Raw genomic sequence first — 24721 nt, forward strand, 5'->3', positions numbered from 1 at the left:
AAGCAATTTAAATGATAATTAAAAAAGACCTCTATTTTTTTATAAAATGAGTTGTAGGCATTGATAAAAAAATTATCTTTGCACTCGATTAATTCAAACAATTTGAATTGAGATATAACTAGAAATTAAATTCTTTTAATAGTATAAAAATGTCTAAAACAACAGGAAAAATCGCACAAATTATTGGACCAGTAATTGATGTTGCTTTCGAAACTGGGACTGAGCTTCCAAAAATTTACGATTCTTTATTGATCAATAGATCTAACGGCGCTACTTTGGTCTTAGAAGTAGAACAGCATATAGGAGAGGGTACAGTAAGATGTATTGCAATGGATTCTTCTGATGGATTGTCAAGAGGACAAGAAGTAGTGGTAACAGGAGTGCCGATTAAAGTACCTGTTGGAGACAATATATATGGGCGTTTATTTAACGTAAGTGGTGAGCCTATTGATGGTTTGCCAGTATTGCCAACAGATGGAGAGCATGGTTTGCCTATTCACCGTTCGGCACCTAAATTTGAAGATTTATCTGTTTCAACAGAAGTTTTATTTACTGGTATCAAAGTTATTGACTTAATTGAACCTTATGCAAAAGGAGGTAAGATTGGTTTGTTTGGAGGTGCTGGAGTTGGTAAAACTGTATTGATTCAAGAGTTGATTAACAACATCGCAAAAGGTCATGGTGGTTTATCTGTGTTTGCTGGAGTTGGAGAAAGAACTCGTGAAGGAAACGACCTAATGCGAGAAATGATTGAAGCTGGAATTATCTCTTACGGAGAAGCATTTGAGCATTCAATGGAGCAAGGGGGTTGGGATCTTGAAAAGATCGATCAAGAGAAAATGAAAGAATCAAAAGTAACATTTGTGTTCGGGCAGATGAATGAGCCACCAGGTGCACGTGCTCGTGTAGCTTTGTCTGGTTTGACTATCGCTGAATACTTCCGTGACGGAGCTGGACAAGGTGAAGGTCATGGTAAGGATGTTCTATTCTTCGTTGATAATATTTTCCGTTTTACACAAGCGGGTTCTGAGGTTTCTGCATTGTTAGGACGTATGCCATCAGCAGTAGGGTACCAACCAACATTAGCAACTGAAATGGGTGCGATGCAAGAGCGAATTACTTCTACTAAAACGGGTTCTATTACTTCTGTACAAGCGGTTTATGTACCTGCGGATGATTTAACTGACCCTGCACCGGCGACTACATTTGCTCACTTAGATGCAACAACTGTATTATCTCGTAAGATTGCTGAATTGGGAATCTACCCAGCGGTTGATCCATTGGATTCAACTTCTAGGATTCTTACAGCTGATATTTTAGGAAAAGAGCATTACGATTGTGCACAAAATGTAAAAGAGTTACTACAACGCTATAAAGAGTTACAAGATATCATTGCTATTTTAGGAATGGAAGAATTATCGGAAGAAGATAAGTTAGTTGTACACAGAGCACGAAGAGCACAACGTTTCTTGTCTCAGCCTTTCCATGTTGCTGAACAATTTACAGGTATCCCTGGAGTATTGGTTGATGTTAAAGATACAATCAAAGGGTTCAATATGATTATGAATGGAGAATTAGATAAATACCCAGAAGCTGCTTTCAACTTGAAAGGATCTATCCAAGATGCGATTGATGCTGGAGAAAAAATGTTAGCGGAAGGATAAACTAATAATTAGTTCACTAGTATCCAATTGGTTTTATTATTGGGTGCTACATACTGAAAACTAAAATAATATGTATTTAGAAATAGTATCACCAGAAGCCGTTTTGTTTTCTTCAACAGTTGATTCAGTTACGGTTCCTGGAGCACAGGGAGAATTTCAGATGTTGAATAATCACGCCCCTATAGTTTCTGTTTTAGAAAAGGGGATAGTTAAAATTAACGTTCACACCCAAGAAGACTTAGCTTTGGATAAATTGGCAAGCGGTATCGAATCTCATGCAGATGATGACAAGGTCCTAATTTTAAAGATCAAAAGTGGAACAATTGAAATGAAAGATAATAAGGTGATTATCCTTGCAGATTAATTTTCCAATCAAATAAATACAAAACGCTATCTAATTCTAGATAGCGTTTTTTATTTTTGTATCATGCGTGAATTTCCCCAATCATTAAAACAGAAACTTCAGATAAGACAGGCAGATAATGCCTTTAGGTTTTTACAAGTTGAAGACCCCACACTTGTAGATTTTTATTCAAATGATTATTTGGGCTTTGCAAAATCTCTTTCTATATCAGAGTTAACTTCTAATATTTTACAAGTTTATGAAGTTCAAAATGGGAGTACAGGTTCTAGGCTAATATCGGGAACCCACGATTTGCATTTGTCAGTAGAGCAAGAATTGGCAATATTCCATAAGGCAGATTCGGGTCTGTTATACAACTCTGGATATGATGCGAACCTGGGTTTGTTTTCTGCAATTCTACAGAAAAACGATGTTTTGCTTTTTGATGAACTGATTCATGCGTCGGTACGAGACGGTATTCGACTAAGTTCTGCCAAGAATTATAAGTTCCAACACAATAACATTACTGACTTAGAAACTAAAATTATTCGTTTTAAATCTCTGGATAGAAATATGTATGTGGTGATTGAAGCTGTGTATTCTATGGATGGAGATAACGCTCCTTTACAAGAAATAGCATCTTTATGTGAAAAACATCAAGTTTATTTAATTGTTGATGAAGCTCATTCAGGCGGTGTATTTGGAGATCATGGTGAGGGTTTGGTTTGTGAATTAGGGTTGTCTTCTATGATTTTTGCTAGGATAAATACCTTTGGAAAAGCATTAGGTTGCCATGGAGCTATTGTTTTTGGTTCTAATGAGTTGAGAGATTATTTGATTAATTTCTCAAGGTCTTTTATCTATACAACAGCAATTCCATTGCATACAGTAGCAACCATAAAAGCTGCCTTTGTAGAATTGAGTAAGGGGAAAGCTAGTCATTTATTAAAAGAGAATATATCTCATTTTAAAAATCAATTGGTATTCTCTAATTTATCTAAATTTTTTATTGATAGTTCAAGTGCCATTCAGTGTTTTATGATTTCAGGAAATGATCACGTTAAAACAGTAGCCTCAGAAATTCAAGAAAAAGGTTTTTTGGTAAAACCAATTATGTCTCCTACAGTTCCCAAGGGACAAGAACGATTGAGGATTTGTCTTCATGCTCACAATTCCAAACAACAAATTAACGATTTAGTTCTTTTATTAACTACTTTTATTTAAGTCGTTGTAATCTATAAGCTTATGCCAAAAAAAATTTTCATCACAGGTATTTCAACAGAGGTCGGAAAAACATTAGTTTCAGCTATATGTGTAGAGGCTTTAAAAGCAGATTATTGGAAGCCTATTCAGGCTGGAGAATTGTCGTTTTCAGATGCTGATAGAGTAAAGGCTTTGGTTTCCAATTCCCAAACTAATATTCACGAGATAACATATGGGTTAACAACTCCAATGAGTCCACATGCCGCAGCTGATATCGATGGAGTTCTAGTAAAGACTTCAAACTTAAATGTTCCAACCACCGAAAACAGAATAGTGATTGAAGGTGCAGGAGGGGTTTTAGTACCGGTCAATCACCATGAGACAATTCTAGATATTATCCCCAAAGAAGCTCTGGTGGTCGTGGTTTCTAGACATTATTTGGGAAGTATCAATCATACATTATTGACTTTGGAACTGATCAAGCGAAGAGGATTTGAGCCTGTTTTGATTTTTAGTGGAAATGAACACCCAACAACTGAGGAGATTATTAAGAAAATGTCTGGAGTCAAAGTCATCGGCAGGGTAGATCAAGAGGAAATAATAGATAAGGTAGTGGTGAGGAAGTATGCAGATTTATTCAAAGAAAAATTAGAACATGAACTTAAATAAAAGAGACCAAAAACATTTGTGGCATCCTTTGACTCAACACAAAATGACTCCTGAGCATTTAGGTATTGTAAGGACAGAGGGTGTTTTTTTATACGATGAAGAAGGCAATAAGTACATAGATGCTATTTCTTCATGGTACACATCTGTTTACGGGCATTGTCATCCACATATAGTAAAGAATGTGGTTGATCAAGCTTCTACAATGGATCAAGTTGTCTTTGCCGGTTTTACACATCCAGCAGCAGTTGAAATGTCTGAAAAGTTGATGAAAATTTTACCAGACAATCAACAAAAAATATTTTTTTCGGACAATGGCTCGACGACCGTAGATATTGCTATTAAAATGAGTTTACAATATCATTTTAATCAAAACAGGAAAAAATTAAGGATTATTGCTTTTGAAAATGCTTTTCACGGAGATACTTTTGGGGCTATGTCAGTATCAGGACTTGAGGTGTACAACGGGCCATTTGAAGATGTAGTCTTTGGTGTAGATAGAATCCCTGTTCCGAATGATGAAAATATCCTTGAGGTTCTGAAAGTTTTTGAAGAAATGATGGTTTCAGGTGAGGTCGCCTGTTTTGTTTTTGAGCCTCTAATCCAAGGCGCAAACTGTATGCAAATGCACAAGGCAGTGCATTTGGATAAGATGATTGCCTTGGCTCAACAAAATGACGTAATTTGTGTGGCTGATGAAGTGATGACTGGTTTTGGGAAAACAGGAACTTATTTTGCTTCAGACAGGTTAGAAAATAAGCCAGATATATTATGCTTGTCAAAAGCTTTAACAGGGGGAATGGTAGCCATGGGGCTAACCACCTGTACAGAAAAAATTTATAGTGCTTTTTATGCGGATCATATTAGCAAAGGTTTTTTTCACGGGCATACTTATTCAGCAAACCCTATTGCCTGTGCGGCGGTAAAAGCTAGTGTAGACTTGTTGCAGTCAGATGAAATTCAGCAAGGAATTCAACGAATCCAAAAAGGGCATCAACAGTTTTCAAAAAGCCTACAAGATCACCCAAAAGTAAAAGAAATTAGAACTCTAGGCGTGGTTTTAGCAGTAGATTTAGATTTAGACATTGATCGTTATGGAAAAGATAGGAATGCTATTTTTGAGTACTTTATGGCTAGAGGAATCTTTTTGAGGCCTTTAGGGAATACGCTTTATATTGTACCACCCTATGTCATAAAAAGTGAAGAATTGTCCTTTATTTACAGTGAAATGATGCTTTATATACAAGACTTATAATTTTTTACAGAACAATACAATTTGATGATTGTTGAGATCAGTAGTGAAAAATAAATAAACATCTCCTCCTTCTTTGATTCCAGTTTTTTTGCGAATCATTGCTACGGTTTCTTTGAAATTACGTGTCGTTATGTTTGCTTTTTTATTTGGTAGCAGTTTTGTTATTTTCTTTTTGTTGTAAGGAAGGATGTGCAAAATTTCAAAAGCCCTTCCTGGAAACTCTTTGTATTGATTGGAAGTATAAAGATGTGAGTGTTGGTGCAATTTGTCTAGTTTGTACTGATGTGCAACAGCAGAAAATCCCCCGGATTTTAAAATGGCACTGTTGGGTTCATATAAATATTTTAAAGGAGGGGAGAGTGTGTAATTATAATCTTGTTGATAGCTAAAAGTAAAGGGTTCAATTTTTTTTGAAAGATGTGTTGCTTTAACTGTGATTTCCCCATTGTAACCTTTTTCTATAAAAACCAGTATCTCTTTAACCTCATTGTCTACAGCTATAATATGAATTTCTTTTACAAATTCTAATTCTTGAATACAGCTTGTAATATCCATCAGAGGGGAAATTTTAAGTAGTATATGATTGCTTTTATTTAACAAATCCAATAGATGTTGCGGGACGTTTGGCAAACAATCTTTTAACATGAATACTTTTCCTTTCTTGTCGTTTCTTCGTGAAGGGTCAATGTATATCCAATCATAGCAGTTGTCATTTTTTAGAACATAATCAATTCCATTTCCTTCAACCAAATCAATATTATGAACTCCCAATTCTTTTAAATTATGGCTAACAATTTTTGATAGGCCTACGTTTAGTTCACAATGTGTAACTTTTTTGAACTGTTTAGAAAACGCAATATCATCTACTCCAAATCCTCCAGTAAGATCAATAATGGACTCTCCTTTGATTAGGTGACTTTTATGCCGTGCTGTAAACTCCGACGATGTTTGTTCAATGTTTATTTTGCTTGGATAGTAAATGTTACTTGCATGAAACCAACTAGGTAGTTTTTTTTCACATTTCCTTTTGGCTTCTATTTGACCGATTAATTCCTGTATATTGATATCCTTAAAAGGACTCCCTTTCAGTGCTAATTTGTGTACATCTGATTTTAGATTGTGTTGTACAAAATCTTGAACCTGTTTCTGTAGAATAATTTCGTTCAAATTAAAAATCTTTGGTCAGTAGTTTGATGGCCTTGTACTTGTTAAAAAATTCTTTAGCAATCACTTTTATTGCTGTGTATGCTGGAATAGAAATGACCATACCCAAAACACCAAACAAGTTACCAAAGACGAGTATAACAATAAAAATTTCTAAGGGATGTGATTTTATGCTTCTTGAAAAAATGATTGGTTGGCTTATGAAGTTGTCAATTAGTTGGGCAATTGTATATCCTGCCATGATGTAAAGTGTGTTCGGTAGTATTTCTGTTCTGAAGTCTAAGTCTAGATTGTTTGTCGTCGTTAAAATGAACATAATGACACCCCCCATCATAGGTCCTAAATACGGAATCAGATTGAGTGAAGCACACAAAAAGGCAATGATGATTGGGTTTTCAATTTCAAAAATAGTTAATAATGAAGTATAGATCACAAATAAAATACTGATTTGTATGATCAAGCCGATAAAGTAACGTGATAATAAATCTTTGATTGTTTCTATAGACCTTACCACATGGAGTAAATGTTTTTTAGGGGTCAACACCAGGGTAGCCTTAGAAAGAATCTTAGCCTCTTGCATGAAGAAGAAGGTTATAAATAAAACAGAAAAAAGCCCAATACTAAAAGAGCCTAACTTGCTTAAAATGTAGTTGATTACATTAGGAATGTTTTTTATTCCTGGTAAGAAATCAATGTTCTGTGTTTTCTCTAAAACATCAATATGATTTAATATTAAATAGTCATTTACTTCTTTTCTTAGTTTCTCTATATTTCCCTTAAACTCCTCTGAATTTAGTAAAGCAATATTTTCACTTTGTTTGCTAATCAATGGTGCGAAAAGATTTACAAGAATTACAATAAGTACCGTATAGATTAGGATGGTTGTGATTACTGATAGGCTATTGTTGAATTTGAGTTTTAGTTTAAAAAATCTTATGAATGGCCTTGAAATTAGAGCGAGTATCGCTGAAATAATAATATAAATAATTACGGTTTGTATTTGTAATACAAACCATGTCAATCCAGCAAGTCCAGCAAGTATTGCAATGGTTCTTAAGATTCCGTTACTTATTATTTTTGCAGTCATGATTTTTTAAGTATGTAGATGAATAATTCTCAATTTCTTTGAAAAAACAGGTAAAGTCTTTTTCAAAAATAGCATAATTATCTTTGAGGTCTACAATTGCTTCGTTCATTTTAGAGCGACCCTGAGTTCGAATGTTCATATCATGCATGACTTCCCCTATTCCTTGAAGAGATTTATACTTGTATAGCCAGTTTTGTTTAGACATGTATGGGATTAGGTATTGCGCTTTTTCAGGTAAAATAGCATAATTTTTTTCTAGTAACTGATAGATTTCTTGGCTGAAGTCAAATAAAGAAGTATCAGCATATTGTGACCAGTTTTTAGCTAAGAAATGATCGTAAATAAGATCGATGATGACACCCTTGTAAAGTCTATACTTATCGTCGAGTCTTCTCTTACTTTGTCTAAATATAGGGTGGCTATCTGTAAAAGTATCAATACGTCTGTGCATTTTAATGCCAAACTGTATGTCTTTTGAAAAATGATCAAATTTATTTCCTTTGATTGTGTCTGCTATGAAATTACCAATGATAATTTCTTTATTAGAACCTGCTAAATAAAGATGGGCTAGGAAATTCATAGATTTTATCTCTTTTAAATCATGTAAAAAGGCGTTTCACACCAATGTGAAACGCCTTTTTTATATAGTCGAGTTAGAATTAATTACTTAACATTACTGGCATAACTAGCATTGTAATCTCTTCTCCTTCTTCAGTACCATCGGCCGGAGTTAAGATTCCTGCTCTATTGGGTAATGACATTTCTAACTGTATATGATCTGATGATAAATTATTTAGCATCTCAGTTAAGAATCGTGAGTTGAACCCAATTTCTAGATCATCACCTTGATATTCACACAACAAACGCTCTTTGGCTTTGTTTGAAAAATCAATATCCTCAGCAGAAATGTTTAGTTCTGTTCCTGCCATTTTTAAACGAATTTGGTGTGTGGTTTTGCTTGAGAAAATAGACACACGCTTGGTAGAGTTTAGAAAAGAACCTCTAGAGATCGTTAATTTATTTGGGTTTTCCTTAGGAATTACTGCATTGTAATTTGGGTATTTACCATCAATTAGCCTACAGGTCAACGCAACATTATCAAAAGTAAATTTTGCATTTGCTTCATTGTATGTAATGGATACTTCAGCATCTGAAGTTGCCAAAATTCCTTTTAGTATGTTCAGGGGCTTTTTAGGCATGATAAATTCTGCTGCTTCTTCTGCTCTTACATCTTTTCGTGTATACTTTACAAGTTTATGAGCATCGGTAGCTACAAAAGTTAAGCTTTCTGTGCCAAATTGAAAGAAAACACCGCTCATTACGGGTCTTAAATCATCATTACCCGTCGCAAAAATTGTTTTGGAAATAGCATTGGCCAATACGTTTGCCGGTACTATAGTCGTGTTAGGGTTTTCTAATGAAACTTCTTTGGGGAAATCACTTCCTTCAAAAAAGGGCATTCCATAGTTCCCTTGTTCAGAGGTAATTTCTACTTTATTATTTCCTTCTATTTTGAAAGTTAGCGGTTGGTTAGGAAGTGTTTTTAGGGTGTCTAATAATATTCTTGAAGGTACTGCAATGGATCCTTCATTGTCAGACTGGACTTCTATACTAGTGGACATAGTAGTTTCTAGGTCTGAAGCAGATATTTTCAGTTCGTTTTCACTTAAATCGAATAAAAAATTATCTAAAATAGGCAAAGTACTACTAGTGCTAATTACTCCACTTAATACTTGTAATTGTTTTAATAGTTGTGAACTTGATACTATAAATTTCATAGAGTTACGTTGTGTGATATTGCGTTATACGTGAAAGCTAATATAGGTCTAAAACTCAATGTTTCCAATAAATGTTTTAAACATAATTTAGCAAAGTGTTGATAACCTATTATAAATATTTACGCTTTCGGACATAGAAATTTATGAGCCCAAAAACACCAAGAATAGCAGTAGGCAGCAACAAGTTGATCCATTGCCATTTTAATTTTTCTTCAAAGGCTTTGGGTTTATTGATCTTGTCAATGATAACTTTTTTAGTCCGTAATTGAATGAGTCCATTATCATTTAACAAATAATTAACAGCATTCATTAAGAATTGTTTGTTATTGTAAAATTGTTGATTCCATTTGTCAAGTCCTAATGCCAAAGGTTGTCCTTTAGCAATGTCATTACTGCTGATGTCTCCATCTGCAATCACAATCATTTTATTGTTTTTTCCGCTTGGTGTAAACTTTGTTTTGTAGGGTTTGATCCTGTTTTTATATGCTGAATCGAAGTTTCCTTCAATTAGGACACCAAGAATTTTAGAGCCCTCACTATAGGTTTCCATATCTTTTGTTTCACCAATACTTGCTAAGTCCACAAAATTAGGAACTTTTAAAATTTTGGTTAAGTTAGAAGTTTCTAGCAAAGGTGTTTTTTTTAGGGCAGAATTCAAAGTATCTATACTACTTACAAACTCTAATTTTATTTCACCAATGTTTTTGCTGATTACATGTTTGTTATTGCTCTTTATTAGCGGGTAATAGTCCCATAAGAATTGATCAAATTGAGTATTGTTTCCTACTTTACCCGTCGCTAGTGTAATGTTGGTTGCATATAAATCTCTTACTAGGTGTTTTTGAATACGGATACCATAATTAAAAAGATAATCCGTCAAATTTAAATCTCGTTGATAAGCCAGAAGCTTTCCATTTTGCATCAAACTATCTTTAGGAGTATGTACCATATCCAGAAGCCAAATAGACTTTCCTCCACTCATGGTGTACTGGTCTAAAGTGAATTTTTCTTTTTCAGTAAATGCCTCGGTAGGTTTACTGATAATAATAAGATCGTACTCTTTTAACTTTTGCAAAGTTGTTTGTGGGTGATCAGAAATAGAATCTAAGGTGAAAGGCGCGAGGTGATAGTTTTTTCCAAGAGTTCTTAGCCAGTCATACTGATAAATATCTTGCAATTCCCCATTACCTTTGAGTATCGCAATTTTTTGTTTTTTGTTTGCAGTCACGCTTTGGATTCCATCAGCGAAAGCAAATTCTAGATTCTGAATAGCATTTTCTATCTGACTTTCTTGGTTTTCAAAGTATGAACTCTTTAACAGGTTGATCAGTGTCCTTTTTTTTCCGCTTCTAACTATGGCGTAAGGAAAAATAGAGCTTTCAGAAATTTTTCCATCTTCTTGAATGGTTAATCTACTTGGATTAAGCCCTTGTTGAGCTAACGTTTCTTCTTTTCCTTTTGGATTGACCATCGTAAAAGAAATTCTGTTGTTTTTAGTAGCTAACTCTTCTAAGAAGTAAGAAGTTTCTTTACTAAGCTTTTCAAAGTCAAAAGGGAGATTTCCTGATAAATAAACAGAAATATGAACATCTTTGTTCAAAGTTTTCAGAAGGTTTACGGTTGGTTTTGAGATGGAATAACGTTTGTCTTTGGTCATGTCCCATCGATAATGTATTTTATGACCAATAAAGTTTACTGCCAGTAGTAAAACAGTAATATACAAGATATGTTTGGTGCTTTTAGACATGGTCTAGTTTTATTTTAGTCCATACTAAAAATGCTAAGGTCAAAGAGATGAAGTATATGAGGTCTGTTGAATCTATTACACCGCGTGTCATTCCCTCAAAATGGGGTGTGATTCCAAAATTTCCCCATCCGGAAGAAGTAATTTCGGATACGTTTTCTATTGCAGTAAACCCAAAATAGAGTGTAAAATTAATGATGGTACTAAGAATAAATGCGCTCACGTTGTTTAGCATCACGATAGAGCTAAAGAGTCCAATGCCAATATAAGTCGAAGCCAATAAGGCCAATCCAAAATAGGAGGTTAAGGTACTGCCTAAGTCTATATTTCCAATAGGGTTTCCTAGTTGGTAGGTGGAATAAACAAATACTAGTGATGGAGTTAAGGTGATAAAAATGACCACCATAAAAGCCCAAAATTTTGCCAATACGATATGAGTATGTGACACAGGCAGCGTTTTAAGGATTTCTATAGTTCCGTTGTTGTATTCGTCAGCAAAACTTTTCATTGTCATTGCAGGAATTAAAACAGCTAAAATCCAAGAACTATTACTAAAAAAAGCATTGATATCAGCGAATCCGCTATAGAACACATTGCTAGAGCCTTTGAACACCCAAAGTATTAGTCCGTTGAGTAGCAAGAATGAAATCACTAGCAGATAGCCAACAGGGTTGCTGAAAAAAGATTGGATTTCTTTATTAAAAATGGCTTTCATCAATTGTGATTTTTTCAAATTCTATACCTATCGTACTTCTGTAGCCAAGTCCTAACAAGGTAGACGCGCCACCAACAGTTTCCAGATTACTTTTGTAAAGTGCAATTTCTAAATAGTTGCCGGAGTTGAACAGCGCTAACTTATTTCCGGCTAGATTTCGTTCGTTTATAGGTTGAGAAAAGTTTACGATGTCACTGTACTTGTTAAGTATTTTCTTGAAGTTGTAATTGCCAGCTGATAAAGTGAAAGATCTTCCTTTGCCAACTCTATTGAATAGCTCTTTGGTGATGTTAGAGATAACATTTCCATAATTGTCAATATAAATAACAGAACCAATGATTTTGCTTTCAGATACAATCTGTGGTTGTAGCTCAACCACTTTGGTGATTTTATCTAACGGACGTCCTATAACATCTAGTGTTCCACCACGTGCGATGTGACAAGCCACATTTACAAATACATCTAGTACAGAAAAACTACTTTCAATCCTATTATGAATATTAATTTCCACAATTTTTGTAGGGTTGATTTCGGAGGCAATCATAGATATGATTCCGTTATCTGGGCAAACAAAATAGTGATCGTCTAGCTGAAGCGCAATGTGTTTGTTGTCAGGAGTCATTTCAGAATCTACCCCGATAATATGAATTGTCCCTTTAGGAAAATTCTTGTATGCGTTTTTTAGGATATAAGCAGTTTCTGTTATGTTGAATGGCGAAATCTGATGGGAAATATCAACGACCCTAGTTTCGGGCAGTAGGGTAAATATGGCTCCTTTTACAGCAGAAACAAAATGATCTTTTATGCCAAAGTCTGTTGTTAAGGTGATAATTGCCATATGTAAAGAGAGCTATTGAAATTTTAATGATAATAATTATAAGCAAATTTAAAGAATTGTAAATGATATTTATGTACTTTGTCAGTGCAATTTATAAACAGATTTTTAGCTTGAACGAACGCCTAATAACCCTAGAAGAAATAAATCCAATAGACTTTTTTGGATCTAACAATACCTACCTAGATTTAATCAAATCGTATTATCCTAAGCTAAAATTAGTTGTTAGGGGAAATACAATAAAAGCATATGGGGAATCCCTTTTGTTGGATGAATTTGAAAAAAGAATTCAGATTTTAGTTAATTACTTGCTCAAATACAATAGTTTAGATGAAACGAGCATAGAGCAATTATTGTTGGCCTCTCAGCATGAGTTGCAAAAAAAACGTGCAAATGATGAGATTTTGGTGCATGGTGTTGGAGGGAATTTTATAAAAGCACAAACAGATAATCAACGAAACATGGTAAAAGCCATGGAAACCAATGATATGTTGTTTGCTGTTGGCCCAGCAGGTACCGGGAAAACATACACAGCTGTCGCTATGGCGGTTAGAGCATTAAAAGAAAAAGAGGTTAAAAAAATAATTTTAACAAGACCTGCAGTAGAGTCTGGAGAGAACTTAGGTTTTTTACCTGGCGACATGAAAGAAAAATTAGATCCCTATATGCAGCCGCTGTATGATGCATTGAGGGACATGATTCCGGCAGAAAGATTAGCTTCTCATATGGAAAAAGGTGTCATACAGATAGCTCCTCTTGCTTTTATGAGAGGTAGGACTTTGGACAATGCATTTGTGATTTTAGATGAAGCTCAAAACACCACACATAGCCAAATGAAAATGTTTTTAACTCGAATGGGGAAAAGAGCAAAGTTTGTTGTAAATGGAGATCCAGGTCAAATAGATTTGCCAAGAAAACAAGTATCCGGATTGAAAGAAGCTCTATTGGCGTTGAAAGATGTCAAAGGAATTGCTCAGGTATTTTTGGATGGTAAGGATGTAATCCGACACCGTTTGGTGAAAGAAATTATTACAGCCTATAAGAGCATAGAGACGGAATAGAGGGTTTAATTTAAAACCTACCAGTAAGCGTCATGCTGAATTTTTAATTTTAGAAACCCTAATTACTTTACAAACTTTGTCTATTTTTGCAATAAATTAAATGATGAAATGAGTCATACAATTAACGATACCAATTTTAGTTTTCCAGGGCAGACAGCCATCTACAAAGGAAAAGTTCGCGAAGTCTATACGGTAGACCAAAAACTAGTGATGGTGGCTTCTGATAGACTTTCTGCTTTTGATGTCATTATGCCAAAGCAAATACCATACAAAGGACAGATTTTAAATCAGATAGCAGCTAAGATGTTAGATGCAACTAAGCATATTTGTCCTAACTGGGTTTTAGGGGTTCCTGATCCAAATGTGACTGTAGGTTATGCATGTGAACCCTTTAAAGTAGAAATGGTAGTTCGCGGATATTGTACTGGACATGCTTGGAGAACTTATAAAAATGGAGAAAGGGTTTTGTGCGGTGTTAAGATGCCAGACGGGATGAAGGAAAATGATAAATTTCCAACGCCTATTATTACACCAACAACAAAGGCAGATCTAGGAGATCATGATGAAGATATTTCTCGTGAGGCTATAATAGCAAATGGAGTGGTTTCAGAAGAAGACTATAAGCAGCTAGAATCATATACGTTAGCTTTGTTCAGAGAAGGTACAGCACTGGCTGCCGAAAGAGGGTTGATATTGGTCGATACCAAATACGAATTTGGAAAAACTGCAGAAGGAAAAATTGTAGTAATTGATGAAATTCACACTCCAGATTCTTCTCGTTATTTTTATAAAGAGGGATACCAAGAGAGACAAGATAAAGGCATTTCTCAAAAGCAATTATCTAAAGAATTTGTTCGTCAGTGGTTGATAGAAAATGGATTTCAAGGAAAGGATGGTCAGCAAATACCAGATTTGACAACAGAGAAAATAGAAGAAATATCAAATAGGTATATAGAGTTGTATGAGCAGATTACAGGAGAGGTTTTTGTGAAAGCTGACATCTCTGATGTACTTGTAAGAATAGAAAATAACGTGAGTTCTTTTTTAGCAAAATAAAGAATTAGACGAATCCCATAAAAAAAGCTCAAGTAAACACTTGAGCTTTTTTTATGGGATTGGTTTGTGATGTTTGTTTACGCAATCAATAAAAACAATGCTTAATTGAGTCAATACTATTGAGATTAATGTTGGTTGTCAAAAAGGGTTTGTCTGTCCAGGTATAACTCGAAAATAATATTTTATCACGAAGATCATCGGTGTATTTAAATGATTATCAGTGTATTAATTTTTCGGCATTGAATTTGATGTGACATTTGTGAGTTTCTATCAGATACTTTACTATCTTAGAGTAAAAGTCAACAGAATTGCATCAAGTATTATGTTAAAACAAAGTCTCAATTTAAAGTTATCTCAAAAATTATCGCCACAACAAATCCAGTTGATGAAGATGATACAGATGCCTACCCAAGCTTTTGAGCAAAAACTAAAACAAGAGATTGAAGAGAATCCAGCGTTAGAGTCTGGGAAAGAACAAGAGGAGGCATTTGAGGATAATTATGATGATTATGCGGATGAAGGTAATGATTCCATCGAAGCAGATGATATTAATATTGATGAGTATTTGAGCGATGACGATATTCCAAGTTACAAATTACAAGCAAATAATTACGCTGCAGATGATGAAGAAAAGGAAGTGCCTTATGCAGGAGGAATTAGCTTTCACCAGTCTTTAATCAATCAATTGAATACTTTTTCTTTGGGTGATGAAGAGTATATTATTGCTGAGTTTTTAGTGGGTAGCATTAATGATAATGGTTATTTAAGGAGAGATTCGATTGATATTGTTGATGATTTGGCTTTTACTCAAAATATTTTTGTAGAGGAGAAAAAAGTGGACGATGTCTTGTATCGTGTCGTACAAAAATTAGAGCCTACAGGTGTTGGAGCAAGAGATTTAAAAGAATGTCTCATTATTCAATTAAAGTCAAAACCATTCACAAGATCAATAGCTTTGGCGATAAGAATGTTGGAATTATCTTTTGATGCTTTTGTAAAAAAACACTATCAAAAATTGCTGACAAAGTATGAGGTTTCTGAAGAAGAACTAAAAGATGCGATTAAAGAAATATCAAAATTAAACCCAAAGCCAGGAGGGGCAGTGGTAGGGAATTCTAAAATAGCAGCACAGGTAGTGCCAGATTTTACCATAAGAATTTCCGAAGGAGAATTAGAATTGTTGTTGAATTCAAGAAATGCTCCAGATTTACATGTTTCAAGGGAGTATAATAATATGCTAAAAGGGTATAAAGAGGCCAAGGTCAAAACCAAATCTCAAAAAGATGCAGTATTATTCATAAAGCAGAAACTAGATTCTGCGAAGTGGTTTATTGATGCCATCAAGCAGCGCCAACAAACATTGATGCTTACTATGAGTACGATCATGAAAATGCAAAAAGAATATTTACTCACAGGTGATGAAGGGAAATTGAAACCTATGATTTTAAAAGATGTGGCAGAAAAGATTGATATGGATATTTCTACGGTTTCTAGAGTTGCAAACAGTAAATATTGCGCGACCCCTTATGGTACAAAATTGGTTAAAGAGTTTTTCTCTGAGTCGATGAAAAATGACCTAGGAGAAGATATTTCTACAAGAGAAATAAAGAGTATTTTAAAAACCGTAATTGATGAAGAAAACAAAAAGAAACCTTTAACAGATGATAAATTGTCTTCCTTGCTGAAAGATAAGGGGTATTTAATTGCTCGTAGAACTGTTGCCAAGTATAGAGAACAGTTAGACATTCCTGTTGCAAGATTGAGAAAGGAAATATAAGTATGAAAAAAATTTACAAAGCTATATCAATCCTTTTGCATCCTATATTTTTACCCATGTTTGGCTCATGGTTATACTTAACTCATTTGCCATTACCGCTCTCTAAAATGCAAATATATTTGATTTTCTTTCTTGTGGTAGGGTGTACTTTTTTATTGCCTTTACTAATGATTTTTTTCCTAAAGTTTACAGGACGAATCAAAAGCATTGAAGTTCCTGAGATCAATGATAGGAAATTGCCAGTCATTTTAATGTTTGTAAATTATTTATTTTTAGCCCTTATGATCAGTCGTGTCTGGCAAATAAGAGAATTGACTATTTTAGTTTATGCTATTGCCTTGGGATTGATAGCTGTTTTCATCTTTCTTTATTTCAAGATCAAAGCAAGTTTACATTTACTTGGAATGACAAGTTTACTAGGTTTTGCTGTTGTCTATGGTGTTGCCTATCAGTATTCAATTTTTGTGATTGCCCTTCTTTTTATGATGACAGGAGTATTGGCAACTGTAAGATTAAAGTTGAAAGCACATAATTTTAAAGAGATTATAATTGGATCTATCCTAGGGTTTTTATTGCCGATACTAACCAGTCTTGTTTTATAGTAAATACATCATAACCCCCACTTTTAGTTGGTTGAAATTGATGTTTTCCTCTTTTTCTCTATCTATATTGTTGTCAAAAAACCTGTTTAGATAGTATTTCACGTAAAGATTCCAAGTACCAAAACCAACAGAGGTATACAAGGTATACTTGTTCCTGTTTATAGCTGGGATATCTTTGAAAGTAGTGGTGTTAACGGCGCTGTTCTTAAAGCTAGCAGTACTTTTTAGAATTTTTACGAAAGAAACACCAGTATATATTCTCCAAAAGCTATCATTAGTTGCAGTTGAAGTTCTCCATCGGAATTCAAGTGGAAATTCAATTTCATGACTGGCGTAATTAGTACTTTGATCACTATTGTCAACATTAAATACCAAACCTTGGTTTTGGTTTTGAATGACGATATTAGGTCTTACCACATCAAAATTATAACCAACTCCTAACCCCAGTGCCTTGTTTCTTTTTTTATTCAGTGGGATGTCTTTGATAAAGCCTGTTTTGACGCAAAAAGGCACTCCGCTAGATTCAATATTATTGTTGTTGGTGATGTTAAAATTATATAGTAATCCGAAATAGAATTGATCTTCAAGGTAAATAGAATCTATGTATTTCTCTATCTCTTGTTCTTGTTGCGCCATTAGCGTGCAAGAAATAAGTAGTCCAATAAGAAAAATTTTCAATTGCATTTATTTACGCGGTTTATATTTTAAAGGAAGGTGAACTACTTTTTTAGTTTCAAAAAAATCTTCTTTAAAATAGTTAGGTAACTCATATAAATTCGAGTTTGGGAAATCTTTCAATTCCTCTGTTAAATCTCCTCCTTTCAAGTATAAAATTCCATTTTTTAAAGAATGATTATTCTTTTTAGCACATTTGTTTTTTACCCATTTTATAAAATCAGGCATTGCGGTCACAGCTCTACTTACGATAAAGTCAAACTCACCTTTCACCTTTTCTGCCCTAATGTGTTCTGCTTTGAGGTTTATGAGTCCGATTTCTTCTGCAATCTCGTTTACAACTTTTATTTTTTTACCAATAGCGTCTACCAAAAAGAATTCAGTTTCGGGAAATAAAATAGCCAGAGGAATTCCAGGGAAACCACCTCCTGTTCCTACATCTAGAATTCTAGCTCCAGGTTTAAACTTTTGAACTTTTGCGATCCCTAAAGAGTGAAGGATATGTCTCACGTATAGTTCGTCAATGTCTTTTCGAGAAACTACATTGATCTGGGCATTCCAGTGCTTGTAGAGTTTATCCAGGGCTGTAAACTGCGCAATTTGGGTTTCGGATAACTCTGGAAAGTATTTTAAAATGGTAGTTACTGCTGTCATGATATTACAAAAGTAAATGATTTCAATCAAAAACAGAGGGTAATAGTGAGGTTAAATAATTTTTAGAGTTTAAATAAAAACTATTGAAATTTGAATTTCTTACGGCAGAATTCAAATAAACTGAATAAAAATTAATTACTTTTGTAGTCAGAACTATACGACTAAATGCGGCAAGCAAGTTTTTCACGAGAAAGCAACAATCAATTTTTTAAAACTCTTAATCAAAGAGTTAACAAGTATTTTAAAGACAACAATCTTAAACGTACCGGAAATTGGGTGCTTTATACCAAGGCAGCACTGATGTTATCTTTGCTGTTTGTCTCTTATCTTTCTATCATTATTTTCCCAATGCACAATTTGTTGCGTGTTTTACTTTGTGGGATGATGGGGTTGGGAATGGCAGGTGTTGGTATGAATGTAATGCACGACAGTAATCACGGTTCTTTTTCAAGTAGATGGTGGGTTAATCAATTGATGGGTAATACCATTTATATTTTGGCGGGTAATGTCTATAACTGGAAAGTTCAGCATAATTTATTACACCATACCTATACCAATGTAGAAGGAATTGACGAAGATATAGACATACAGGGAGTTCTTAGATTGTCCCCTTTTGAACCTTGGAAACGATTTCATAAATACCAACGGTTTTATGCTTTCTTTTTATACGGATTGTTGACTATCCAATGGGCTTTGGTAGTAGATTTTAGACAGACACCCAAGTATATCAAGCAGAAGTTAAGTGCTGAGGGAGAGTTAAATGCGACGAAGGAGTGGAGCTTATTGGTTATGACCAAAATAGTTTATTACTTATTTTGGCTAGTATTGCCATTGTTAGTCATGAATGTTATGTGGTATCAGTGGTTGGTTGGTTTCATGGTTATGCATTATGTAGCAGGTTTCGTGCTGAGCACAGTATTTCAATTGGCACATATTACAGATGCTATTGAGGTTGTTTCCGCTGAAAAATTAGAAAAAGAAAAAAGAAGCTGGGCAGCGCATCAATTGCAAGAAACTGCAAATTTTGCGACTCAAAACAAATTTGTTTCCTTTTTTTTAGGAGGGTTAAACTTTCAAATAGAGCATCACATATTTCCAACAATCTCTCATGTCCATTACAAAGACATTTCTAAGATTGTTAAAAAAACAGCGAAAGAATTTCAACTACCCTATCACGAATATGAAACCGTGAAGGAAGCATTAAAAGCACATATTAATCAATTGGTTGTTTTAGGAAAGCAACCTCAAGTGGGATAAATAATTATTATAAGTAAATTAAGCAATGAAACAAGTTTTATCAGACAGAATCACAGGTTTACCAGCATCAGCAACATTAGCAATGGCTGCAAAAGCAAGAGAATTAAAAGCAGCAGGTAAAGATATTATTAGTTTAAGTTTAGGGGAACCAGATTTTAATACACCAGACTACATCAAGGATGCTGCAATTCAAGCAGTCAACGACAATTACAATTCATATAGTCCTGTTGATGGTTATGCTGATTTAAAAGAAGCAATTTCTTTAAAATTTAAAAGAGACAACAACTTAGATTACAAGCCAAATCAGATTGTGGTTTCAACTGGAGCAAAACAATCCCTTGCAAACATAACTCAAGTTTTATTAAATCCAGGAGATGAGGTTTTGTTACCAGCACCATACTGGGTATCATATTCTGCTTTAGGGATTTTGGGGGGAGCAACATATAAAGAAATCCCATCTTCTATTGAAGCAGATTTTAAAATTACGCCTGCTCAATTAGAAGAAGCAATCACACCAAAAACAAAATTAGTTTTCTTTAATTCTCCAAATAATCCAAGTGGGACAGTTTATACCGAGGAGGATTACAAAGCATTGGCAGCAGTGTTAGAAAAGTATCCAGATATTTTTATCGTATCTGATGAGATTTATGAGCACATCAATTATGGTACGCCAAATTTCAGTATTGCTTGTATTCCCTCCATGTACGATAGAACCATAACAGTTAATGGATTGGCAAAAGCATTTGCAATGACTGGATGGAGAATTGGATATATTGGTGCTCCTGAGTGGATTGCAAAGGCTTGTACAAAAATGCAAGGTCAGATTACATCTGGAACAAACTGTATCGCCCAAAGAGCCGCAATTACTGCGTTGACTGAGCCGGTATCAAGAATAGATTATATGGTTGAGGAATTTCAAAAGCGTAGGGATATGATGTTGGAATTGTTAGGGGCCATTGATGGGTTTAAGTTAAATATCCCCAAAGGTGCTTTCTATATTTTTCCTGATGTTTCTGCTTTCTTTGGAAAATCTTTTCAAGGGAAAACCATTGAAACTGCTGCAGACTTTTCTATGCTTTTGTTAGAACAAGCGAATGTAGCAACCGTATCTGGAGAGTCTTTTGGAGCTCCTAATTGTATTCGTATCTCTTACGCAGCATCTGAGGCGCAGTTGAGAGAAGCAGTAACTAGAATCAAGTCGGTATTGTCTTAAGCAATCCGTTTAAAGAAGATAAAAAAAACCGCTTTTGTAACAACAAAAGCGGTTTTTTATAGGTATCATTCTTTATTTTTTAACCACACTAGATTGTATGCTATTGATCAGTTCAGATAGATTGATTAGGGCCATGATTAAATCTTTAGATTCCATAATGATCCCAAAGTGAAGTGTCGTGTTTTTTGCACTTGTTTCTACAGTTCTAATTCTATCAATCTGTTTCCCTAAAGATTCAGAGACATTGTCAAGTAGTGTTTGTTTTTTCTCTATAATAGCAAAAACTTTTTCAAAAGATTGACTCTCTAGTACTTGTGAGATGTCATTCAAAACGGTTTCAAGTCCAGACATGATAGATTTCAAATCAACAATTTGTTCTTTGTTTAAGGGCTTGTGGTTGTTGTTCACATGCTTGTAGCTAATTTTAGAAATATAGCTAATCGATTGTGAAATGTCTTCTAGATAGCCTAACACAGAAATATAAAACTTACTAGCTTCAACCGAACTTTTCTCCAAAGATTTGATAAAGTAGAAGACATCGTTGCGTAGCTCATCAATTTCCTGGTTAAGTTTGTTTACATGTTTGTCGTTTTTCTTTAGCTTGTCTAAGTTTTGATCTGCCAAGTTGATGACAACATTAGAGTATAGTTTACGTACCCTACCTAATACTTGGATGATATGATCAGAACTTTCATTAATCACACCGTTAATGGTGTCAACGGTTTCTTTTTTGATGGCTTTTTTCGCTTCCTTTTCTTTTTCTTTTTGTGAGTGTTTGATATAATTTCTAGTGATTAAGAAAAGTACGGTTAGCAATAGGATTGCAATCATTGATGGTCCACCAAGGTTGATTAAAAAAGCAACAATAGCTGAGAATGTAAATGCTACAATAGCGGTTAAGAACCATCCACCAATCACGCTTAAAACCCCAGCAATTCTATAAACAGCACTTTCTCTACCCCAAGCCCTGTCGGCTAAAGAGGTACCCATAGCAACCATAAAGGTTACATATGTAGTAGACAAAGGCAATTTCAAAGACGTTCCTACAGAAATTAAAATACCAGCCACGACTAAGTTGATAGAAGCCCTAACCATATCAAAGGCTGGCACTTCGTAGCTTTTGTCTTTTGAAAGTGCAAAACTAGGTCTTTCAAACCTTGTGTCGATGTATTTTTTGGTTTTCTCTGGAATTAAAAGATTCAGACCTGCATTGATTAACATTCCAAATCTCACTAACCCCCTTGAGGCTTGAGTCGCCTGAAATTTTTCATGTCCATCTCCTTGTCTAGACAAGTTTACCCCTGTTTCAATAACTGTTTTGGCTTTTTTAGAAAACCATAGTGTGATGACCATTACCCCACCAGCTAAGATCAATAGTAAAGGGTTAGATGGAACTTTAGCAGCTAAGATTTCCATAGAAAATTCATGAGCTGGCACACCAGATGCAGACCATGCTTCAAAAGAATTCCATGCAGCAATGGGAACACCAACAAAGTTCACCAGATCATTTCCAGAAAAAGCCATGGCCAAAGAAAAAGTTCCTACGCCAATAATTACTTTCAAGATGTTAACTTTGAAAACGCTAATTAGAAGTTGTGAAATCAGGGTCCACACTACAATTCCCATCAAAAGAATGTTTAAGGTTTGCCCCTCAATTAAATGCTTCGTATTCGTGTAGTACGGAGTGCCTTTCATTCCTTTTATAAAGATGAAATAAGTGATAGCGGTAATTGCTAGACCACCAAATAAGGCGTTTATGTATGATTTTTTTTCCTGAAGGTTAAAAGAATAAACAATTCTAGAGAAAAACTGGACCAATGCTCCTATAGAAAATGCGATAACAACCGAGAGCAGGATTCCAAAAATAATAAGTAGCGCTTTCTCGTGATTGATATATTCCCAAATGTCAGCCATAGACTTTGTTTCATCCGCAGAAATCTTTAAGATGGACATGGCAACAGCAGCACCGAGCAATTCAAACACAATAGAAACTGTTGTTGAAGTAGGCATTCCTAAGGTGTTGAAAATATCTAACAGTAGGATGTCAGTAATCATCACCGCCATAAAAATGTACATGATTTCGTTGAAGTAGAATTGACTAGGTACAAAAATTCCTTTTCTAGCAACTTCCATCATCCCGCTAGAGGTAATCGCGCCGACGAGAACTCCTATGCTGGCAATAATCATAATATTTTTTGGACTAATGGCCTTTGATCCTATAGCGGAGTTTAAAAAATTCACAGCATCGTTACTCACACCTACGATTAAATCAATCGTGGCCAAAAGCGCCAACGCAAGGATCATTAAGAAATAAATGTTTTCCATTTAGAAATTTGATTAGGGCCTAAAAATACTAAAAAAAAAGCAAGGGAAGATGTTAATTAAATGTTATGAAATTTAGCTAAATAAATCTGTTTTTTGACGAGTAGCGATGCGGTTGTTTGGAAACTTGATGTGTTGTTTGTTAAAATAAGTAACGGTAAAATTTTTATTATTGTTGCCATTTCTTTCATGAAGTAAATGGTTTCTTTTTTTGCGGAGTAACCATAAAGTCTTTCAGGTAAAAAGGTTCAAAGTAAGCAGTGTCTTCAAAGAGGTTGTTTAGGTATTTTTCTTCTACTAGGCTGGCCATCTCTTTTGCAGATGGAAATTTATCGGCTATGAAGTGAGCTTGTTCATGTTTGATTAGTGTTTGACATTTAAAAGCTCCATCTCCTAAAAAATAAATAGGTTGCTCTTCCAGTAAAGAGGTGTAAGAGGTTGCGTTGATAATTTCTGCTTCGGCCTTTCTGGTGTATTCATGCTTGGAATTAAAAATAGCGCTGTAAACCTCTAGTCTTCTGGCGTCTAACATTGGTACAATCAATCCTTTTTCAACTTGAATGGTTTTTGCGAGTGATTTCAAGGTGTCTATGGCAATCAAAGGTTTGTTGATGGCATAAGCCAATCCTTTTGCTGCAGAAACTCCAATTCGCAAACCGGTATAAGACCCTGGTCCTTTACCAACAGCAATGGCGTCTAAATCTTTAGCAGAAATATTTTCTTTCTTTAAGATTTCTTCAATGAATAGATGTAGTTTCTCAGCATGAGAATAATCCCCTTTGTTTTCTTCTTTCAGTGATATACACTTACCGTCTTTTGATAGACCTACGGAGCAGTTTTTGGTAGATGTTTCGATCATTAAGATTAATGCCATGTTCTCTATTTTGATCACAAATATAAGTTAGATTTTAAAGATGACTTTAATTTGATTTGTTTTCTTTGACAAGATATCCGTAAACAGGGTAATGATCACTATATCCACCTAAATAGGTGCTTCCAGAAAAACTTCTTTTGGGGCTTCCTTTGTATTTACCCTTTTGTAAAGTCATGTAATTTGGGTTAAATATTCCAGCCTTGTAAAATCTAAACGAACTAAAATCTTTTTTCAAAGTGATAAAGTTGTCACTAAATAGAATCTGATCAAACAAAAACAGTTCGCTTCTATAGGTTAAGGTATTTAAACCTGCAATGAACATTTTTTCAAAGGGATTGTACAAATCTCCTTTTTCCAGTTCTGTTTTGGCTTTTTTGGTCTGAAGTATTTGTTTAAAGCTTTTGTTTGTAGGATTGTCATTAAAATCTCCCATGATAATGATTTTAGCGTTGGGGTCTTCTTCGCGAATTTTGGACAGAATATAAAGGTTTCTTTTGGCTACACGTTCTCTTAAGATACTACTCTTTTTTGCACCTCCTCTTCTTGAAGGCCAATGATTGACCAAGATGTTTACTTTTTCGTTTAGCAAATATCCAGTTACCCATAGGATATCTCTTGTGTGTACGATGAAGTTGTTGTTGTAAAGCTTGGCATCAATTGCTTCGCTACGAATAGGAGTAAAAACATCTCTGTTGTACAATAAAGCAGTATCAATTCCTCTCAGGTCTGGAGCATCAAAATGAATAATTTGGTAGTGATATTTGTTTAGGGGATCG

At 34.6% G+C, this 24721-nt stretch carries 23 protein-coding genes; 11 read left to right on the forward strand and 12 right to left on the reverse strand.

The window, feature by feature from the left end:
• The first annotated feature begins 149 nt into the window (after positions 1 to 149).
• From atpD to bioA, 5 genes are all read left to right on the forward strand, one after another.
• On the forward strand, positions 150 to 1664 hold the full coding sequence (gene atpD, locus ABF281_RS05890) for a F0F1 ATP synthase subunit beta (protein WP_347180755.1): 1515 nt from the start codon (positions 150 to 152) through the stop codon (positions 1662 to 1664).
• A 70-nt stretch (positions 1665 to 1734) separates the two neighbouring features.
• Entirely contained in the window at positions 1735 to 2028 is a 294-nt protein-coding gene (locus tag ABF281_RS05895; RefSeq protein ID WP_347180756.1) for a F0F1 ATP synthase subunit epsilon, read from the forward strand.
• Between the two features lie 63 nt (positions 2029 to 2091).
• The gene (locus ABF281_RS05900) at positions 2092 to 3231 is read left to right on the forward strand and encodes an aminotransferase class I/II-fold pyridoxal phosphate-dependent enzyme (RefSeq protein ID WP_347180757.1); all 1140 of its coding nucleotides are present in this window, start codon (positions 2092 to 2094) and stop codon (positions 3229 to 3231) included.
• A gap of 21 nt (positions 3232 to 3252) precedes the next feature.
• Entirely contained in the window at positions 3253 to 3879 is a 627-nt protein-coding gene (bioD, locus tag ABF281_RS05905; RefSeq protein WP_347180758.1) for a dethiobiotin synthase, read from the forward strand.
• Positions 3866 to 5131, forward strand: a complete 1266-nt coding sequence (bioA, locus tag ABF281_RS05910; RefSeq protein ID WP_347180759.1) for an adenosylmethionine--8-amino-7-oxononanoate transaminase — start codon at positions 3866 to 3868, stop codon at positions 5129 to 5131. The genes bioD and bioA overlap by 14 nt, the downstream gene beginning before the upstream one ends.
• Here the strand turns inward: bioA and ABF281_RS05915 are convergent.
• The 7 genes from ABF281_RS05915 to ABF281_RS05945 form a co-directional block, all read right to left on the reverse strand.
• Complete coding sequence (locus ABF281_RS05915) at positions 5126 to 6298, reverse strand: class I SAM-dependent methyltransferase (protein ID WP_347180760.1); 1173 nt, start codon at positions 6296 to 6298, stop codon at positions 5126 to 5128. The genes bioA and ABF281_RS05915 overlap by 6 nt on opposite strands.
• A 1-nt stretch (position 6299) precedes the next feature.
• Complete coding sequence (locus ABF281_RS05920) at positions 6300 to 7382, reverse strand: AI-2E family transporter (protein ID WP_347180761.1); 1083 nt, start codon at positions 7380 to 7382, stop codon at positions 6300 to 6302.
• Positions 7360 to 7962: an ACP phosphodiesterase gene (locus ABF281_RS05925; RefSeq protein WP_347180762.1), complete on the reverse strand. Its 603-nt coding sequence runs from the start codon at positions 7960 to 7962 to the stop codon at positions 7360 to 7362. Before ABF281_RS05925 ends, ABF281_RS05920 begins: the two co-directional genes overlap by 23 nt.
• Positions 7963 to 8041: 79 nt before the next feature.
• Positions 8042 to 9160, reverse strand: coding sequence for a DNA polymerase III subunit beta (dnaN, locus tag ABF281_RS05930; protein WP_347180763.1), 1119 nt, complete (start codon positions 9158 to 9160; stop codon positions 8042 to 8044).
• 109 nt (positions 9161 to 9269) lie between these two features.
• Positions 9270 to 10907 (reverse strand): gliding motility-associated ABC transporter substrate-binding protein GldG, encoded by a 1638-nt coding sequence (gene gldG, locus ABF281_RS05935; protein ID WP_347180764.1) that lies wholly within the window; start codon positions 10905 to 10907, stop codon positions 9270 to 9272.
• Positions 10900 to 11619 carry an ABC transporter permease subunit gene (locus ABF281_RS05940; protein WP_347180765.1) on the reverse strand — a complete coding sequence of 240 codons (720 nt, stop codon included), beginning with the start codon at positions 11617 to 11619 and terminating at the stop codon, positions 10900 to 10902. Before ABF281_RS05940 ends, gldG begins: the two co-directional genes overlap by 8 nt.
• On the reverse strand, positions 11603 to 12457 hold the full coding sequence (locus ABF281_RS05945) for an SAM-dependent chlorinase/fluorinase (protein ID WP_347180766.1): 855 nt from the start codon (positions 12455 to 12457) through the stop codon (positions 11603 to 11605). Before ABF281_RS05945 ends, ABF281_RS05940 begins: the two co-directional genes overlap by 17 nt.
• 110 nt (positions 12458 to 12567) lie before the next feature.
• Here ABF281_RS05945 and ABF281_RS05950 point away from each other — a divergent pair, with 110 nt between their 5' ends.
• The 4 genes from ABF281_RS05950 to ABF281_RS05965 all read left to right on the forward strand — a co-directional run bounded on the left by ABF281_RS05950 (position 12568) and on the right by ABF281_RS05965 (position 16950).
• Positions 12568 to 13515, forward strand: a complete 948-nt coding sequence (locus ABF281_RS05950; RefSeq protein WP_347180767.1) for a PhoH family protein — start codon at positions 12568 to 12570, stop codon at positions 13513 to 13515.
• A 108-nt stretch (positions 13516 to 13623) separates the two neighbouring features.
• Positions 13624 to 14571: a phosphoribosylaminoimidazolesuccinocarboxamide synthase gene (locus ABF281_RS05955; protein WP_347180768.1), complete on the forward strand. Its 948-nt coding sequence runs from the start codon at positions 13624 to 13626 to the stop codon at positions 14569 to 14571.
• A gap of 322 nt (positions 14572 to 14893) precedes the next feature.
• Positions 14894 to 16348, forward strand: a complete 1455-nt coding sequence (gene rpoN / locus ABF281_RS05960) for an RNA polymerase factor sigma-54 (RefSeq protein ID WP_347180769.1) — start codon at positions 14894 to 14896, stop codon at positions 16346 to 16348.
• Between the two features lie 2 nt (positions 16349 to 16350).
• Positions 16351 to 16950 (forward strand): hypothetical protein, encoded by a 600-nt coding sequence (locus ABF281_RS05965; protein ID WP_347180770.1) that lies wholly within the window; start codon positions 16351 to 16353, stop codon positions 16948 to 16950.
• Here the strand turns inward: ABF281_RS05965 and ABF281_RS05970 are convergent.
• Together ABF281_RS05970 and rsmG are read right to left on the reverse strand one after the other, a co-directional pair.
• On the reverse strand, positions 16945 to 17634 hold the full coding sequence (locus ABF281_RS05970; protein ID WP_347180771.1) for an outer membrane beta-barrel protein: 690 nt from the start codon (positions 17632 to 17634) through the stop codon (positions 16945 to 16947). The genes ABF281_RS05965 and ABF281_RS05970 overlap by 6 nt on opposite strands.
• Complete coding sequence (rsmG, locus tag ABF281_RS05975) at positions 17635 to 18279, reverse strand: 16S rRNA (guanine(527)-N(7))-methyltransferase RsmG (RefSeq protein WP_347180772.1); 645 nt, start codon at positions 18277 to 18279, stop codon at positions 17635 to 17637.
• A 165-nt stretch (positions 18280 to 18444) separates the two neighbouring features.
• Between rsmG and ABF281_RS05980 the strand changes: the two genes are divergently transcribed.
• Positions 18445 to 19536, forward strand: a complete 1092-nt coding sequence (locus ABF281_RS05980) for an acyl-CoA desaturase (RefSeq protein WP_347180773.1) — start codon at positions 18445 to 18447, stop codon at positions 19534 to 19536.
• Between the two features lie 25 nt (positions 19537 to 19561).
• Positions 19562 to 20749, forward strand: a complete 1188-nt coding sequence (locus ABF281_RS05985) for a pyridoxal phosphate-dependent aminotransferase (protein WP_347180774.1) — start codon at positions 19562 to 19564, stop codon at positions 20747 to 20749.
• A gap of 72 nt (positions 20750 to 20821) precedes the next feature.
• On the opposite strand, the gene ABF281_RS05990 is transcribed toward ABF281_RS05985, so the two are convergent.
• The 3 genes from ABF281_RS05990 to ABF281_RS06000 form a co-directional block, all read right to left on the reverse strand.
• Positions 20822 to 23074 carry an inorganic phosphate transporter gene (locus ABF281_RS05990; protein ID WP_347180775.1) on the reverse strand — a complete coding sequence of 751 codons (2253 nt, stop codon included), beginning with the start codon at positions 23072 to 23074 and terminating at the stop codon, positions 20822 to 20824.
• 184 nt (positions 23075 to 23258) lie between these two features.
• Complete coding sequence (gene tsaB / locus ABF281_RS05995) at positions 23259 to 23945, reverse strand: tRNA (adenosine(37)-N6)-threonylcarbamoyltransferase complex dimerization subunit type 1 TsaB (RefSeq protein WP_347180776.1); 687 nt, start codon at positions 23943 to 23945, stop codon at positions 23259 to 23261.
• Between the two features lie 46 nt (positions 23946 to 23991).
• On the reverse strand, positions 23992 to 24721 hold a 730-nt coding region (locus ABF281_RS06000; RefSeq protein WP_347180777.1), incomplete at its 5' end, for an endonuclease/exonuclease/phosphatase family protein.

The sequence above is a fragment of the Wenyingzhuangia sp. genome (genome assembly GCF_039768515.1).
Taxonomy (GTDB): domain Bacteria; phylum Bacteroidota; class Bacteroidia; order Flavobacteriales; family Flavobacteriaceae; genus Wenyingzhuangia.